The organism is Pseudodesulfovibrio sp. lm2024, from assembly GCF_051175575.1.
In the GTDB taxonomy this organism is placed as follows: domain Bacteria; phylum Desulfobacterota; class Desulfovibrionia; order Desulfovibrionales; family Desulfovibrionaceae; genus Pseudodesulfovibrio; species Pseudodesulfovibrio caledoniensis.
Genome location: NZ_CP195092.1, coordinates 555,001 through 569,282 on the forward strand (window position 1 = coordinate 555,001; position 14,282 = coordinate 569,282).

Genomic DNA, 14,282 nt, shown 5'->3' on the forward strand with positions numbered 1-14,282 from the left:
ATGTGTGGCAGTCAGGCTATGGGTGCGAAGGCCCGTGGCCAAAAGGGAAACAGCCCAGACCAACAGCTAAGGTCTCCAAATCAATGCTAAGTGGGAAAGGTGGTGGAGTTGCTGATACATCCAGGAGGTTGGCTTAGAAGCAGCCATCCTTTAAAGAAAGCGTAATAGCTCACTGGCCTAGCGATTCTGCGCCGAAAATGTAACGGGGCTAAGCATTGTACCGAAGCTTTGGGTTCATAGTTTACTATGAGCGGTAGGGGAGCGTTCTCAGATGGGACGAAGGTGTACCGTGAGGTATGCTGGACTAATGAGAAGTGAATATGCTGGCATGAGTAACGATAAAATAAGTGAGAAACTTATTCGCCGTAAACCTAAGGTTTCCTGGGTAAAGCTAATCTTCCCAGGGTAAGTCGGCCCCTAAGGCGAGGCAGAAATGCGTAGTCGATGGGAAACAGGTTAATATTCCTGTACATGTATACGTGTGCGATGGAGGGACGCAGGAGGATAGGCGGTCCGGGTGTTGGATATCCCGGTGCAAGCGTGTAGGGTTGAACTGTAGGCAAATCCGCAGTTCTATATGCCTGAGACGTGATGCCGTGTCATTAAACTGACTGAAGCCGTTGAGTCCATGCTGCCAAGAAAAGCTCCTAAGTTTAGCGTATGCATACCGTACCGCAAACCAACACAGGTAGGTGGGTCGAGCAGACCAAGGCGCTTGAGAGAACTCTGGTTAAGGAACTCGGCAAAATGACCCCGTAAGTTCGCGATAAGGGGTGCTCGAATCCATGACCATTTGACTATGTGAGTGGATTTGAGACGCAGGAATCGGGGGGGGCGACTGTTTACTAAAAACATAGGTCTCTGCTAAGTCGTAAGACGATGTATAGGGACTGACGCCTGCCCGGTGCTGGAAGGTTTAAGAGGTGAGGTTAGACTTCGGTCGAAGCTTTAAATCGAAGCCCCAGTAAACGGCGGCCGTAACTATAACGGTCCTAAGGTAGCGAAATTCCTTGTCGGGTAAGTTCCGACCTGCACGAATGGCGTAACGATCTCCCCACTGTCTCAACCAGAGACTCAGTGAAATTGAATTCCCGGTGAAAATGCCGGGTACCCGCGGAAGGACGGAAAGACCCTGTGCACCTTTACTGCAGCTTGACATTGGTATTTGATTAATAATGTGTAGGATAGGTGGGAGACTTTGAAGCGTGCTCGCCAGAGTGCGTGGAGTCAACCTTGAAATACCACCCTTTATTACTTAGGTATCTAATCCATAACCGTTATCCGGTGTGGAGACAGTGTCTGGTGGGTAGTTTGACTGGGGCGGTCGCCTCCTAAAATGTAACGGAGGCTTGCAAAGGTTCCCTCAGGCTGATTGGAAACCAGCCGTTGAGTGCAAAGGCATAAGGGAGCTTGACTGTGAGAGAGACATCTCGAGCAGGAACGAAAGTTGGTCTTAGTGATCCGGTGGTTCCGAATGGAAGGGCCATCGCTCATAGGATAAAAGGTACGCCGGGGATAACAGGCTGATCGCGTCCAAGAGTTCACATCGACGACGCGGTTTGGCACCTCGATGTCGGCTCATCACATCCTGGGGCTGAAGCAGGTCCCAAGGGTACGGCTGTTCGCCGTTTAAAGTGGTACGCGAGCTGGGTTTAAAACGTCGTGAGACAGTTTGGTCCCTATCCTCCGTGGGCGTAGGAGAATTGAAGAGGGTCTGCCCCTAGTACGAGAGGACCGGGGTGGACGAACCTATGGTGTTCCTGTTGTCACGCCAGTGGCACTGCAGGGTAGCTAAGTTCGGAACGGATAACCGCTGAAAGCATCTAAGCGGGAAGCCAGCCTTAAGATTAGTTCTCCCTGGACTATATGTCCCTGAAGATCCCTTGAAGACTACAAGGTTGATAGGCTGGAGGTGTAAGCAACGTGAGTTGTTCAGCTGACCAGTACTAATAGATCGTGCGGCTTATTTAACAATTAATGGAATTCTCTCTTCCCCTATTTACTAATATATTCCGAACTCCGGTTCGCCAAAATTTTCTTGGTGGCCAAGGAGGAGGGGGTACACCCGGTCCCATTCCGAACCCGGTAGTTAAGCCCTCCATCGCCGATGATACTGCATGGTAGCGTGTGGGAAAGTAGGTCGCCGCCAAGGAATATTTCAAAAAGCCCTCAGTCATAACGACTGAGGGCTTTTTGCGTTTGGAGAAACGGGCAGGGGAAGAGGGCGGCAGATCGGGCTTGACGGGCGGAAGGGGAATCAGCAATCTGAGGCGGCATCAATTACTCAAGGAGAATCCACATGTTCACTCGCGCCATAACACGACGCCCCGGCCCCGAGATGGTCGACGGCATCACTTCCCAGAACCTGGGCAAGCCTGACTTCGAGCTGGCCCTGAAGCAGCATGCGATATACTGCCAAACCCTGTCCGACCTCGGCCTGGGCGTGACCGTGCTGGACGCGGCTCCCGGCTTCCCGGACTGCTGCTTTGTGGAGGATACCGCCGTTGTCTGTGCCGAGGTGGCCGTGCTCACCCCGCTGGGCGCGCCGTCCCGCCAGGGCGAGCAGCTGACCATCGAGCCCGAGCTGGCCAAACACAAGCCGGTGGTGAAGATCGTCCCGCCCGCGCTCATCGAAGGCGGTGACGTCCTCCTGGTAGAAAAGACCTTCTACGTGGGTTTGTCGGACCGGACCAACGCGGCGGGCGCCGCCGCCCTGGCCGACGCGGTCAGGCCCCACGGCTATGACACCGTGACCATCGCCTGCTGCCCCAGCCTGCATTTCAAGACCGACGTGAACTACATCGGCAACGACACCATCCTGGTCTCGCCATGCTGCGACTCCCTGCCCGAACTGGCCCGGTTCAAGCGCGTGGTGGTCGAGGACGACGAGGCGTACGCCCGCAACTGCCTGTACATCAACGGCACGGTCATCGTGCCCGAGGGCTTCCCCAAGACCTTGGCCCAGGTGCAGGCCACCGGCGTCAAGACCACGGTCATCGACGTGTCCGAATACCGTAAGCTGGACGGCGGGCTGACCTGTTTGTCCCTCAGGTTCTGATTCGAGGAGTTGCGCCTTGTCGTTTATCAAGTTCTTCTCCCGACAAGCGCGCAGGCCGTCTGGCCTGTTCGGCCGCTACGCGTCCAGGCTCATCTTTGACATGGGTAACCGGGCGGTCAACAAGCTAATGCTCGAACTGGCCGACGTCCGGGAGGGTGAGACCGTCCTTGAGATCGGCTTCGGCACCGGGACGGTCATCAAGAGGATGGCGGGCGTGATCGGCGACGGTGAGGTGCACGGCATCGACTTTTCGGTTGCCATGATGGGGGTGGCCCGAAAGCGTAACCGCAGCCAGATCGAGAGTGGCAAAGTCCACCTCATTCAGGGGGATTTCACTGCTTGCAATTACGCGCCCGAGACCTTTGACACCGTGTGTTCAGCCAACACCATCTATTTCTGGCCGGACCAGCCCGGGGGATGTGCGCGGATATACTCACTACTCAAACCCGGAGGCAAGGCGGTGCTCGCCTTCATGGATAAGTGCAGGATGGACACGATGCCGCTGGATAGGACGGTGTTCACGCCCGTTGCACACCAGGACGTGAAAAGATGGCTCCTTGGTGCAGGGTTCATCTCGGTGGAAGCGCACCGATCGCCGGTCGATACGACGCAATATTGCGTCGTCGGTCAGAAGGGATGACACAAAAAGGGACCCGGTATTCAGCCGGGTCCCTTTGTTTAGAATCAATACTCCTTCCAGAACACGTCTTTCAAGTTTTGATCTAGTACTCCGATACCGGCTTGGGCAGGGTGAAGAGCCAGAGCTTGGAGCTGGTGCCGGTTTCGGACAGTTCGATGTGGGTGTTCACCGGTTCGCCCTTGTATTTGACCTGGCCGGACGCGTCCACGGTGTAGGCGGCGGCCTTGGTCACGGGCTTGCCGTCACTGTCGTTGACCGGATCCACGACCTTGAAGGTGAAGCCGAAGTCGTTGTCCGAAGTCACGGCGATGGTGCGCATGTCCGGCAGCAGGGCCACGCCCTCGGCCTTGCCGGGCTTCCAGCCGTGATCCTTGAGGTCGATCAGCTTGGTCTTCTTGACGTACTTCACGCCGCGAGCCTCGACGTCCGCGCGGTCGGTCAGGGTCTCGAGCTCCTTGCCGTCGGCGGTCTTCACGCCGGAGATGTCGGACGCGCCGGAGATGTCGATCAGGTAGACCGGGATGCGGGTCTTGCCGTCCGCGTTCTTGCCCCGCTCGATGAGCAGGAACCGGGTCTCGGACACGGCGTGCAGGTCGCCGATCTTGGCGTCCGCGGATTTCTTGTAGTTGTCGCGGTCATGCGGGTAGGCGAACTGCTCGACCCTGCCGGTGGCCGGGTCCAGGAAGAGCAGGCGGCAGAAGGTTGCCTTGGACTTCTTGACGTTGCCGTCCACGTCGCAGATGGACTGGATGGCGGACAGAACCTTGTTGGACGGGGTCACGGCGATGCCTTCCAACCCCCGGTTGGGCTGGCGGGAGGCGGCGATCATGGGCAGTCCCTTGCCGGGCACGTATTTCTTGACGATCTGTCCGGTGTAGCCGTCGATCTTGGCGATGAACGGGCCGTACTCGTCGCAGATCCACAGGAACCGCTTGTCTTTGCGGTCTATGGCGATGCCCTCGGTGTCCAGCCCCTCGGGGTCGATGGGCAGCTTCTGCAGCGAGTCGTTCAGGGGAATCTCGCCGGTGGCGCCCACGGAACCGAGCGGGATGGCCCGGCCCGAGACCGGACGCATGTTCGCGTCCTTCACGGTGATCAGGCTGGACAGTACGGCGTGGCCGTCCTTGACCCGGATCGCGCCGTAGGAGGGGTGGAAATCCGGGGCCGGAAACATCTTGGTGGCCGTGGTCTTGCCGTCCTCGACCCACTTGGGCGCGTCGGCGTTGGGGCCACGGTCGGTGATGGCGTAGAACACGCGCGAGCCGTCGGCGGCCTTGCCCACGTAGGTCATGCCCGAACCGATGCCGATAGTGAACCCGTCCGGGAACTGGGCGGCGTACTGCCCGGTGTAGGGGACCATGAATTCCTTGGGAATCTCGATGTCGTATTTTTCCACGGTGACGTCCGCAGCCGGCGCGGCCTGGACGGCGGACAAGAGTAATAGAGCGGTCAGAAAGAGATAGCGCAGCATGAAGTGCCTCCTCATTGAAGTTGCCAGTATATAGAAGTAAGCGGGGCAAGACGCATGACGGAGGCATGACACTTCGTGACGGAAGTGTGTCGATTGGGCGCGGTGGTCGGTCGGCGGGAAAGCGGTTGACCTCTGGGGTGGGACCTGCGGCGGCCTTGGCGACCGCCGCAGGTGGGTTTTGGTGGACTAGCGGCGGGTGTAGGTGGTGTTGCAGGTGATGGAGTCACCCTTTCTGATGGCGTTGATGGTGGCCACGTTGGATCCCTCGGCGAACTGGAGTTCGATGGGACCGACCTCAACGTTGCTGCTGATCACCTCGCCGATCTGCACGTCGCGGAACAGGCCGACCCAATAGGTGGGAACGACCTTGAACTGCGCGGAGGCGTTGCTCAGGACGTTGCGCTTGAAGACGGAACCGACGCCGGCCATCCCGATACCGGGATTGGCCACCAGGCCCGACTTGTTGTTGATGACGACGTACTCCTGCTTGTCCGGGGAAAGGGCCTGGACGCGCTTGAGCTGCTGCACGCCGTCGATGTAGACGATGTCCCATTCGTATCCGAGCTCGGTCTGCATGGCCTGGCTGGCCTTGTAAACGCCCATCGGCGTGTCCTGCAGGTAGTCGGAGATGGCCACATTGTAGCTCGCCTCCCAGTACACGCCGCTGTTTCCGGAAGTGGGGACCGCGGTCCGCTTCCAGGCGACGCTGTCCAGTCCGATGGAGTTGGGAATGGTCTGGTACACCGCCATGGTCCAAGTCCTGTCCGTCCCGTTGTTGAAGTCAACGTAATACATGTCCATGATTCTTCTCCTATTGGGTTGATGTTGTCCGTTCCTGGCGCCTGAACGGGTATGAAGAGACACAAACGCTGTGTCATCTCATCGTGTTCGCATATTGAATGAAGCGTCCGGGTGTGGTGCGGAAGACCTTCTTGAATTTGGTCCTGAACTGCTGCGTCTTGGCGATGCCCAGTTGGGAGGAAATCTCCTCCACGGTCATGGCCTGCTGCGTTCTCCACATCCGGGCGATGATGATTCTGGACCTGACGGCCTTCTCCAGGTCGATGTATTCGGAGACGGACAGCTGGAAATCCTTTTTGAATCGCTTGGAAAGGTAGCTCTTGTTGATCTGGAAGGTCTCCGCAATGGAATATCGGGTCAGTTGGTTCAACTCGGCATCGCTCCTCGACATGACATAAAGGGCTATGGATTCGGTTAGGCTCAGTTTCTTCATTGCTGCTCCAATATTTGAATTGGCTCGGTTTTGTATCGGATAACGCATAGCGATGAGTGCGTACTAGGGCCAGATGGTCGCCTAACACGCGACAATCCGGCCCTTTTTTATTCTCTTCGCGCTCTCTATTGAGGGAGCATGGCGCCTATGCCGGGCAACCATGGAAACCAGAGGAGCGAAGTATGAGCAAATTGAATGTCGCAGCAATGGAAGGGGTCGTATTGGCCGAGGCCGATATGGAACGGGCCAGGGAGGTGTATCCCGGAGCCGTGAAGAAGTTTCTTCATGCCGAGAGGGAGAATGTCGTGGGCGTCGGTATCGGCCACAAGTGGGTCAATGGCCTGCCCACTGCGGAGGCCTGCATCCAGGTCTACGTCAGGAAGAAGGTCCGCGATCCAAACGAGCTGCCCGCCGGGGCCACGATCCAGGAAACGGTCGGTGGCGTCAAAACGGATGTCATCGAGGTCGGAGAGATCACTTTTGATTCCCTGACCGACAAGGTCAGGCCCTTGGAGATCGGGTACAGCGTCGGCGCCCAGTTCGAGGATGAAAAGCATACCGGCACCTTGGGGGCTTTCGTCACCAAGGTCATTGACGGAGTGCCCCATTACTTCGTCCTGAGCTGCAACCATGTCCTCGGTGCCAACAACGGCTTTTTGCCGGGGACCATGGCCATGCAGCCCGGGCCGAAGGACGGTGGGGGGGCGGACGCCATCTGCGCCCAGTTATGGCGGTATGTCCCGAAGTCGAAGGCCTCCGCGAACACCGTCGACGCGGCCATGGCCGCAGTGCATAAGGAAATGATCTGCGACGACAGGCCCTACGTCGTGACCCCGCAAAAGGATGTGGCCCCGGGGTTGAATGTGCGGAAAACCGGCAGGACAACGGGGCTCACCGAAGGCAGGATCATCGCCACCGACGTGACCATCAAGGTCAAGTCGAGTTCGGGCGTCGTCTACGAGATGACCGACCAGCTCAAGGCGTCCTACCCCAGCGCGGGTGGGGATTCCGGCGCCCTGGTCATCGCGTCGGAGGGCAACAAGCCCGTCGGGCTGCACTTCGCCGGAAGCGACGACGCCGCCTTTTTGAATCGGATCGAGAACGTCCTGACGGCATTGGGCGTTGCGTTGTACTAGATGGCCGGAATCCGGCATGGACGTCATGCGCTTACACTACAGGGAGGGGGCCGCCCCTCCCTTTGTTTTCGGCCTTGTCCTGTCCCGGCCCCTTTTCGCGCCGTCCTGGCGCCGATGGTCAGCGGCTGAAGTAGGTGGTGCCGTACTCCATGGAATCGTCCTTCCCGTCGATGTCGATGACGGCCGCGTTGGAACCCCGGGCGAAACGGAGTTCGATGGGGCCGACGTCCATGCCGCCGCCGATCGCCTCGTCGGCCCGCACGTCGCGGAACAGGCCGACCCAGTATGTGGGAACGGCCTCGGACCGCGCGGAGGCGTTGCTTTGGGCATTGCCTGTGGAAAGGGGGCGGTCACCCCTGAGTTGCTGCACGCCGTCCCTGTAAACGATGTCCCATTCGTGTCCGAGCTCGGCCTGCATGGCCTGGCTGGCTTTGTAAACGCCCATTTCCCAGGCCAGGCTGCCGGTGGTGGATGGGGGCACTTGGGTTCGTTTCCACACGTCGCTGTCCCGGCCGAAGGCGTTGGGAATGCTCCGGTAGACCGCCATGGTCCATGTCCGATCCGTCCCGTTGACGAGATCAATGGAGTATCGCTGCATGGTTTTCCTCTTTTGCGCGGCGGGCCTTGTCCCATGGAAGGGAGGGGATATCCTCCCCTCCCTCGGTCCGGTTGTTTTCCTCAGTTGAAAAGCCGCTTGAGCGGATTCTCCTTTGTGTCCTTTGCGCCCTCCGAGTCCTTTGCGCCGCCGAGCAGTCCCTTCTTGAGCGTTTCCTCGACGCCCTTTGCGCCCTGCTTGAAGGTGCCCTTGAACAGGGCCTCGGCCATGGCCTTGATGTCCAGGGAGATGGACGGGTTGTCCAGGCTGCCCTTGACGTTGACCGGCAGCGGCAGTCCCTTGAGGTCCTCGATGGACTTGCCGTCCTGGCCTTCCAGGGTGCCGACCACGGTGACCGTGGCGGTGTAGTCCGTGGTGTTCTGCGGCAGGTCCGCCCAGCCCTGGCCGGTGACGCGCAGCAGCGGGGACTTCATGAGCAGGTCCTTGTTGACGATGTGCCCGTTGGTCAGGGTGGCGGAGCCGAGCAGTTCGGCGAAGTCGGTCTTGGCCGGTTCGTCGCCGGATACGGGCTGTCCCTTGAGGCGGCTCCATCCGTCGCGGAGCATCTTGGCCACGTTCACGCCGTTGATCGCCCCGTCCGTGAAGGCGAAGGACGCGGTGCCGCTAACGGACCGCTTGATGTTGTCCGGGGTCAGCCCCGCGCCCGTGAGGTCGTACCGGGCGTTGGCGGTGCCGTTCAAATGCTCCTTGCCGGCCAGATCCTTGATCAGCGGCCCGGCCTGGACGCTCTTGAGCTGTCCGGTCTCGGTCCAGGCGGCCACGGGCTTGTTGGCGTCCAGGGTGCCCTTGGCGGTGTATTCGCCGTCATAGAGCTTCAGGGACACCGGGTCGGCGGTGATCAGGCCGTTCCTGGCGGTGATCTCGGCCAGGATGTCGGTGATGGTCAGGTTGACGGCCTTGAGCTTGCCCACGGTCAGCCGGGCCTTGAGGTCCAGGTCCTTGAGCGCGCTCAGGTCCGGCTCCTCGGCCGGGGCCGATTGCGTGGAGGCGGCGGGCTGGGCCGGGGCCGTCTTGGATTCGGACTTGGGCGGCAGGTAGCGGTCCGCGTCGATGTCGTCCACGTTGACGTTGACGGTCACCGCGGGCTTCTTGAAGTTCCTGACCGCGCCCTCGGCGGTGATCATTGTCTGGTCCAGCTTGACGGTCAGGGATTCCAGGGTGGCCATGGTGTCCGAGCCGTTGACCTTAAGGTCGGCGGTCAGGTTCTCCAGGACCTTGGGATCGCTGGTCTCGGGCGGGGTCATGCCCAGCTGCTTCATGAGCTCGCGCACCGATGCCTGGGCCAGCTTGAGTTCGGCCGAAAACGATGTTTGGTCATCCTTGCTCTTGGCGAAGAACAGGCCGCTCAACTCGAGGTTGAGCAGGGAGAGCTTCATGTCGTCGACCTCGATGCTCCCGGCCTCCTGGTCGAACCGGGCGAAGCCGGTCAGGACCGGCCGGGTGTCCACCTTGGGATTGTCGAGCTTGAGGTTGAACTTGAGCTCGAACGGGAAGCGGACCTTGTCGCCGACCTCGCCGATGATCAGGCTCAGGTCGTTGACCGAGGTCTTGGAGCCCGCCTGCATGTCGTCGTAGACGATGTTGGCGTTCGTGACCTCCACGCCCTGCACGGACAGGGACTTGGGCTGGCCGGATTTGGACGGAGCCTCCGTGCCGGTGACCGTCTCGGCCTCGCTCTTGCCCGAATCGCCGCCCTTGGCCAGGTCGTCCCAGTTGGTCACGCCCTTCTTGTTTTTGGCCAGGTTCAGGGTCAGGCCGTCCAGGACCACGGTGCCCACGGCCACCTCGCCGGAGAGCAGGGGCATGATCCGGATGGAGGCCTCGGCGCGGTTGATACGGACCATCTCGGACGGCGAGAAGCCCGGGGCGTTGCCCAGGGCCATGGGGCCCACCTCCAGGCCGAGCCAGGGGAAGAAATTGAAGGAGATGTCGCCCTCGAACTTCAGTTCGCGGCCGGTCTCCTTTTTGACAGCGTCGGCTATCTGGGGTTTGTAGTCATTGGGGTCGACCGTCAGCACCAGCACGATGCAGGCGGTGATGAACAGGGCCGCCAGGGCCCCGATGACGATCAGTGCGATCTTGAGAGTCTTGTTCATAATTTCGCTCCTAGAAGACTTTTTGCAGGAGTTCGCTGGTCACGGCCAGGTCGCCCGAGCGGACGTCCTGTTCGGTCTTGGCCATGTACAGGAACATGGAGTCCAGGGTTTTGTCGGTCAGGTAGCCCACCGGGTCGAAGCCTGTTCCGGTCAGGGCGGAAAGTTGTTGCGCGGCGCTGACGGCCGTACCCGCCCCGGCCTTGTCCAGGGCCGAACGGATCAGCGGGGCGGCGTTCGCTGCCAGACCGGACCGCGCGCTGTCCTCGAAATAGCGGGTCACGGCGTCGCTCTTGCCCGAAAGCAGCCCGGACGGATTGGCGAATTCCATGGTCCCGATGGTCTTTTGGAACAACTCGCCGATGGCCGGGACAGCCGCCTCGGCCGCCGAGTTCAGGTTGGCGAGCAGGTCGGGGGCCACGGTTTCGGCAATCTTCCGATAGCTGTCCGGAAGGGACAGGGAGGTGGCGGCCAGCTTGGAGAAACCGCCGTCCTGCGACAGGGACTGCACTGCGGAATCCGCACCGAGCGAGAGCAGTTCGCGGAAGGCGCTCTCGATCTGGGACGGGGTCACGGACAGCCCAGCGGCCTTGGCCCCGGCGTCTCCGGCGGCCTTGAGGGCGTCGCCCCATCCCGCGGACGCGGGGACGGCCGCCCAGGCCAGGGCCAGCGCGAGCAACAGGGAGAGAGCGGGGAGAACGGGATGTCTGGGCGTCATGGTCGGCTCCTGTTTGCATTGGAAAAACGCACAGGGGAAGAATACCACGGGCGAACCGGTCTGCCTAGGGGGCATGGGGGATTTTGGCGATACCTTCGGTATGACCGCAAACCGGTCGCCCTGCGTGGTCCGGGGCGGGCTAGGGCAGGCCGAGCCGGGTCAGGCCGGGATGGTCGGCCGGGATGCGCCGGGCCCGGTACAGGGGCTTGGCCGGAGCGGTCTGTTCCCAGACGGTTTCGCCCTGCGGCGTGATCTCGAGGACGCGCCCGGCCCGGCCGTCGTAGACCAGGTTGTTGCCGCCCGGCAGGCGGCGGGCCCCGGAGTGGCTCTCGCCGGTATGGGACCACACGGTCTCGGCCGTCAGGCCCGTGCCCTTGAAATAGTATTGCGGGCGGATTTCGAGGAGTTTCGTCCGTCCGGTGGCCCGGTCTGTGCCATTGGTGATGAGCAGGGTCTCCTGTCCCGGCCTGCCGTGGGCCACCCAGCGGGCGTCGCGCGGGCCGTCGAGCTCGGCCCGGCCCGCCGCGCCGTAGGCCGCCGGGTTGCCCCAGCGGAAGAGGATGTCTCCGCCCCGATGCATGAGCCCGCCCGTGGAGGACGCGGCCTGTTCCGTGGAGGTGGAGTGGTCGATGATCCAGACCTCGCCGGTGTTGCCCAGACTGAGCACGATCTGGTCCAGGGCCGGGTTGTAGTCCATGGCGTCGGCGCGCAGCCAGTCCGGGGTGCGGCCGGGGTTGTAGTTCACATCCATTCGCCGGGGCAGGCGCACCGGGCTGGCGTAGCCGGGCGCGTTCGGATCCGCGTTCTGTACCAGATGGTCCCAGACGTGCCATTGCCAGACGATCTGCCCGCTGCGCGGCCCGGACTTGCGCACCTCCACGATGTGTTCGGCCCAGATGCTCCCGTCGGGATGGTTGCGCACGGACGCGCCCGCCGCATCGAGTTGCGAGCCGCTCTTGAGCTCCCAGGCCAGGATCAGGACGTTGCCGCCCGGCAGGGGGACGATGTCGTGGTGCTGGCGGACATCTTTGGATATATAGCTGTATTCCCAGACGATCTGGCCGCGCGGCGAGACCTCCTGGATGATCCCGCCGTTCACGCCGCTCCCCTGAAACGGGGTGCGCACCTCGCCCTTGGCCGGGGAGACCGTGCGCAGCAGGTTGCCGCCGGGCAGGAGATGGGCCGTGCCCGTGACGCGGTCGCGCCCCTCCCAGGTCTTGACCGTATTGCCCTTGCCGTCGATCAGAAAGGTCCTGGTCCCGCCCACGGGCGCGAACAGGGTGTAGCCCGCGCCGGGCACGGCTTGCTCGGAGGCAGGCCCGGCGTTCTCGGCTTTGGGCGTGGCTGCCGGGACGGCTGCCGGGGGAGCCGGTCGGGGGGCGGCTCGTGGTGCGCGGGGCTGTGGCGCGTTCGCGGCCCGCGTGGCCGGGGGAAGGGCCTTAACGGGCGCGGCGGGCCGGGCCTGTCTGGCCTCGAACCGTTCCAGCTCGGCCCGGGACACGCAGCCGTCGCCATTGTGGTCCACGCGCCAGAACTGCTGGCGGACCACGCCCGAGGTCTCGTTGACGGTCAGGCAGCCGTTGCCGTCCCGGTCCTGCGCGGACAGGGCATCGCCGACAGGCGGTCCGGGGGCGGCCTTAAGCGTTTTCGGCTCGACAACGGGCTTGGGCTCGGCCTTGGGGGCCGGTGCCGGTTCGGGCGTCGGTTCAGGGGCGGGCGCAGGTGTGGGAGTCGGCGCGGGCATGGGGGCGGGTTCCGGTTCCGGGACAAGCGGTTCGGGCTCCGGGGCCGGAATCTCCGCCGAAACGCGCTCGGGAGCGGGTTCCAGGGCGGCCGTGGTCGCGGGAGCCGGTCCGGCTGGGGCCGGAGTCGGCGCGGGGACGATCTTCGCAGGGGCGGACGGTTCGGGGATCGAGGCGATGAGCGCTTTCGGCGTCGGCGTGGGCCTGGGGGCCTTTGCCGGTTCCGGGGTTGGGGCCCACACGGGAGCCTTCCGCGTATCGAGGAGCGCTACCGGGGCGGTAAGAACGTAGGCCGGGTCCGGGGCGGGCAGGGCGTTGGTCAGGCCGTATCTGGCCATGTCGGCGTGGCGCTCGGCCAGCAGGTTGTCCGCGAACTTGTAGCCGTTGGTCTTGAAGCCGTTGTCGAGCATGGTCTCGGACCTCCGGTCCAGGCCCGGGTTGGACCGGAACACGTCCTTGCCGTCAAAGCCGTCCTGGATGACCGCCGCCTGTGCGCGGATCACGCTCGGCGGCTCGGAGAAAAAGCGATTGTCGCCTTCGGGCGCCTCGTTGTCCCAGACCACGGTCTTGATGAGCACGGCCAGGTTGCGGCCGCCCGCCTGGTGGATGGCCGGGCCGTCCGTGAGCGCCCGGTTGCCGGTCAGGGTGCAGTAGTAGAGGAGGGGGGCGCTGCCGCCCTCGTCGGCCAGACCCGCACCGTGCGGGGCCTCGTTGTTGCGGAACAGGTCATTGAACAGGATTGGGGCCGCGCCCGGGCCGTTGTACATGCCGCCGCCCTTGAACTCGCTCTGGTTGGAGTCGAACTGGCAGGAGACGAACAGGGGGCGCGCGAGCAGGTTGGCCGCGCCGCCGCCCCAGGCCAGGGCCGAGTTCTGCCAGAAGGCGCAGTCCAGAAATCGGGGCGCGTTCCCCGCGCCGCTGTCCGGCCCGCCGGAACCCACGTTGCAGACCGCGCCGCCCATGAGCGCGTGGTTGTCCTGGAACACGCAGCCGCGCACCGTGGGGGCCGCGCGGAAGTTGAGCATGCCCGCGCCCTGGCCGTCGCCGGGCGGCAGGGACGCGTCCTTGGCGGTCATCCTGTCCGGGCCGTGCCAGCGGGCGTTCAGGGAGTACCCGCCGGAGATGGTGAAGCCGTCGATAAGCGCCCGGTCCGCGCCGGTGACCACGTGGAAAACGTTGTCCTCGGGCGCGCCGGGCAGGCCGATGTCGCCGGAAAGGACAGTCAGGTTGGCCTCGGGATCGCGCCGTTTCAGCTCGGACTCGTCGCCCTTGAATCCGCCATAGAGCGACACGCCGGGTTTCAGCCGGAAGGAGTCGGTGCGCCTCGGGCCGGGCGTGTATATCCCGGCGGCCACCCACACCTCGTCGCCGTCGTCGGCCAGGCTCAGGGCCTCGGCCACGCCTTGGAGCGGGGCGGTCCATGTGGAACCGTCACCGGGCCCGGCGGCCCCGTTGACGTACAGGGTGCGGGCCTGGGCGTTGGCGGCCAGGAGCAGCAGGCAGGCAAGCAGGACGGGGGCGAATCGGAGCGCGGTCATATGGTTTCCTCGGGAAACACCGCCGCTACCGTCCCC

General features: G+C 62.7%; 10 protein-coding genes and 2 rRNA genes (1 of these 12 running past the window's edge). 5 read left to right on the top strand and 7 right to left on the bottom strand.

Annotated elements, in window-relative coordinates:
• The 4 genes from ACR42D_RS02505 to ACR42D_RS02520 all read left to right on the top strand — a co-directional run.
• Window positions 1–1,971 (top strand): 23S ribosomal RNA (locus ACR42D_RS02505) (it extends 971 nt beyond the left edge of the window).
• 66 nt (window positions 1,972–2,037) lie between these two features.
• Window positions 2,038–2,152, top strand: a 5S ribosomal RNA gene (rrf, locus tag ACR42D_RS02510).
• Between the two features lie 147 nt (window positions 2,153–2,299).
• Entirely contained in the window at window positions 2,300–3,058 is a 759-nt protein-coding gene (locus ACR42D_RS02515; protein ID WP_484565291.1) for a dimethylarginine dimethylaminohydrolase family protein, read from the top strand.
• Window positions 3,059–3,074: 16 nt separating this feature from the next.
• The gene (locus ACR42D_RS02520) at window positions 3,075–3,698 is read left to right on the top strand and encodes a class I SAM-dependent methyltransferase (RefSeq protein ID WP_484565292.1); all 624 of its coding nucleotides are present in this window, start codon (window positions 3,075–3,077) and stop codon (window positions 3,696–3,698) included.
• Between the two features lie 82 nt (window positions 3,699–3,780).
• Here ACR42D_RS02520 and ACR42D_RS02525 read toward each other — a convergent pair whose 3' ends face one another.
• The 3 genes from ACR42D_RS02525 to ACR42D_RS02535 form a co-directional block, all read right to left on the bottom strand.
• Window positions 3,781–5,169, bottom strand: coding sequence for an esterase-like activity of phytase family protein (locus ACR42D_RS02525; RefSeq protein WP_484565293.1), 1,389 nt, complete (start codon window positions 5,167–5,169; stop codon window positions 3,781–3,783).
• 186 nt (window positions 5,170–5,355) lie between these two features.
• Window positions 5,356–5,970 (bottom strand): hypothetical protein, encoded by a 615-nt coding sequence (locus ACR42D_RS02530; protein WP_484565294.1) that lies wholly within the window; start codon window positions 5,968–5,970, stop codon window positions 5,356–5,358.
• A gap of 73 nt (window positions 5,971–6,043) precedes the next feature.
• On the bottom strand, window positions 6,044–6,403 hold the full coding sequence (locus ACR42D_RS02535; RefSeq protein ID WP_484565295.1) for a helix-turn-helix domain-containing protein: 360 nt from the start codon (window positions 6,401–6,403) through the stop codon (window positions 6,044–6,046).
• A gap of 182 nt (window positions 6,404–6,585) precedes the next feature.
• Between ACR42D_RS02535 and ACR42D_RS02540 the strand changes: the two genes are divergently transcribed.
• Entirely contained in the window at window positions 6,586–7,539 is a 954-nt protein-coding gene (locus tag ACR42D_RS02540; protein WP_484565296.1) for a chymotrypsin family serine protease, read from the top strand.
• Window positions 7,540–7,657: 118 nt separating this feature from the next.
• Here the strand turns inward: ACR42D_RS02540 and ACR42D_RS02545 are convergent, their stop codons facing one another.
• The 4 genes from ACR42D_RS02545 to ACR42D_RS02560 all read right to left on the bottom strand — a co-directional run bounded on the left by ACR42D_RS02545 (window position 7,658) and on the right by ACR42D_RS02560 (window position 14,246).
• A complete protein-coding gene (locus ACR42D_RS02545) occupies window positions 7,658–8,137 on the bottom strand; it encodes a hypothetical protein (RefSeq protein WP_484565297.1) in 480 nt (159 codons plus the stop codon).
• A gap of 80 nt (window positions 8,138–8,217) precedes the next feature.
• Window positions 8,218–10,251 carry an AsmA family protein gene (locus tag ACR42D_RS02550; RefSeq protein ID WP_484565298.1) on the bottom strand — a complete coding sequence of 678 codons (2,034 nt, stop codon included), beginning with the start codon at window positions 10,249–10,251 and terminating at the stop codon, window positions 8,218–8,220.
• A 10-nt stretch (window positions 10,252–10,261) separates the two neighbouring features.
• Window positions 10,262–10,966, bottom strand: coding sequence for a DUF4197 domain-containing protein (locus ACR42D_RS02555; protein WP_484565299.1), 705 nt, complete (start codon window positions 10,964–10,966; stop codon window positions 10,262–10,264).
• Between the two features lie 139 nt (window positions 10,967–11,105).
• On the bottom strand, window positions 11,106–14,246 hold the full coding sequence (locus tag ACR42D_RS02560; protein WP_484565300.1) for an aryl-sulfate sulfotransferase: 3,141 nt from the start codon (window positions 14,244–14,246) through the stop codon (window positions 11,106–11,108).
• Window positions 14,247–14,282: the final 36 nt, after the last annotated feature.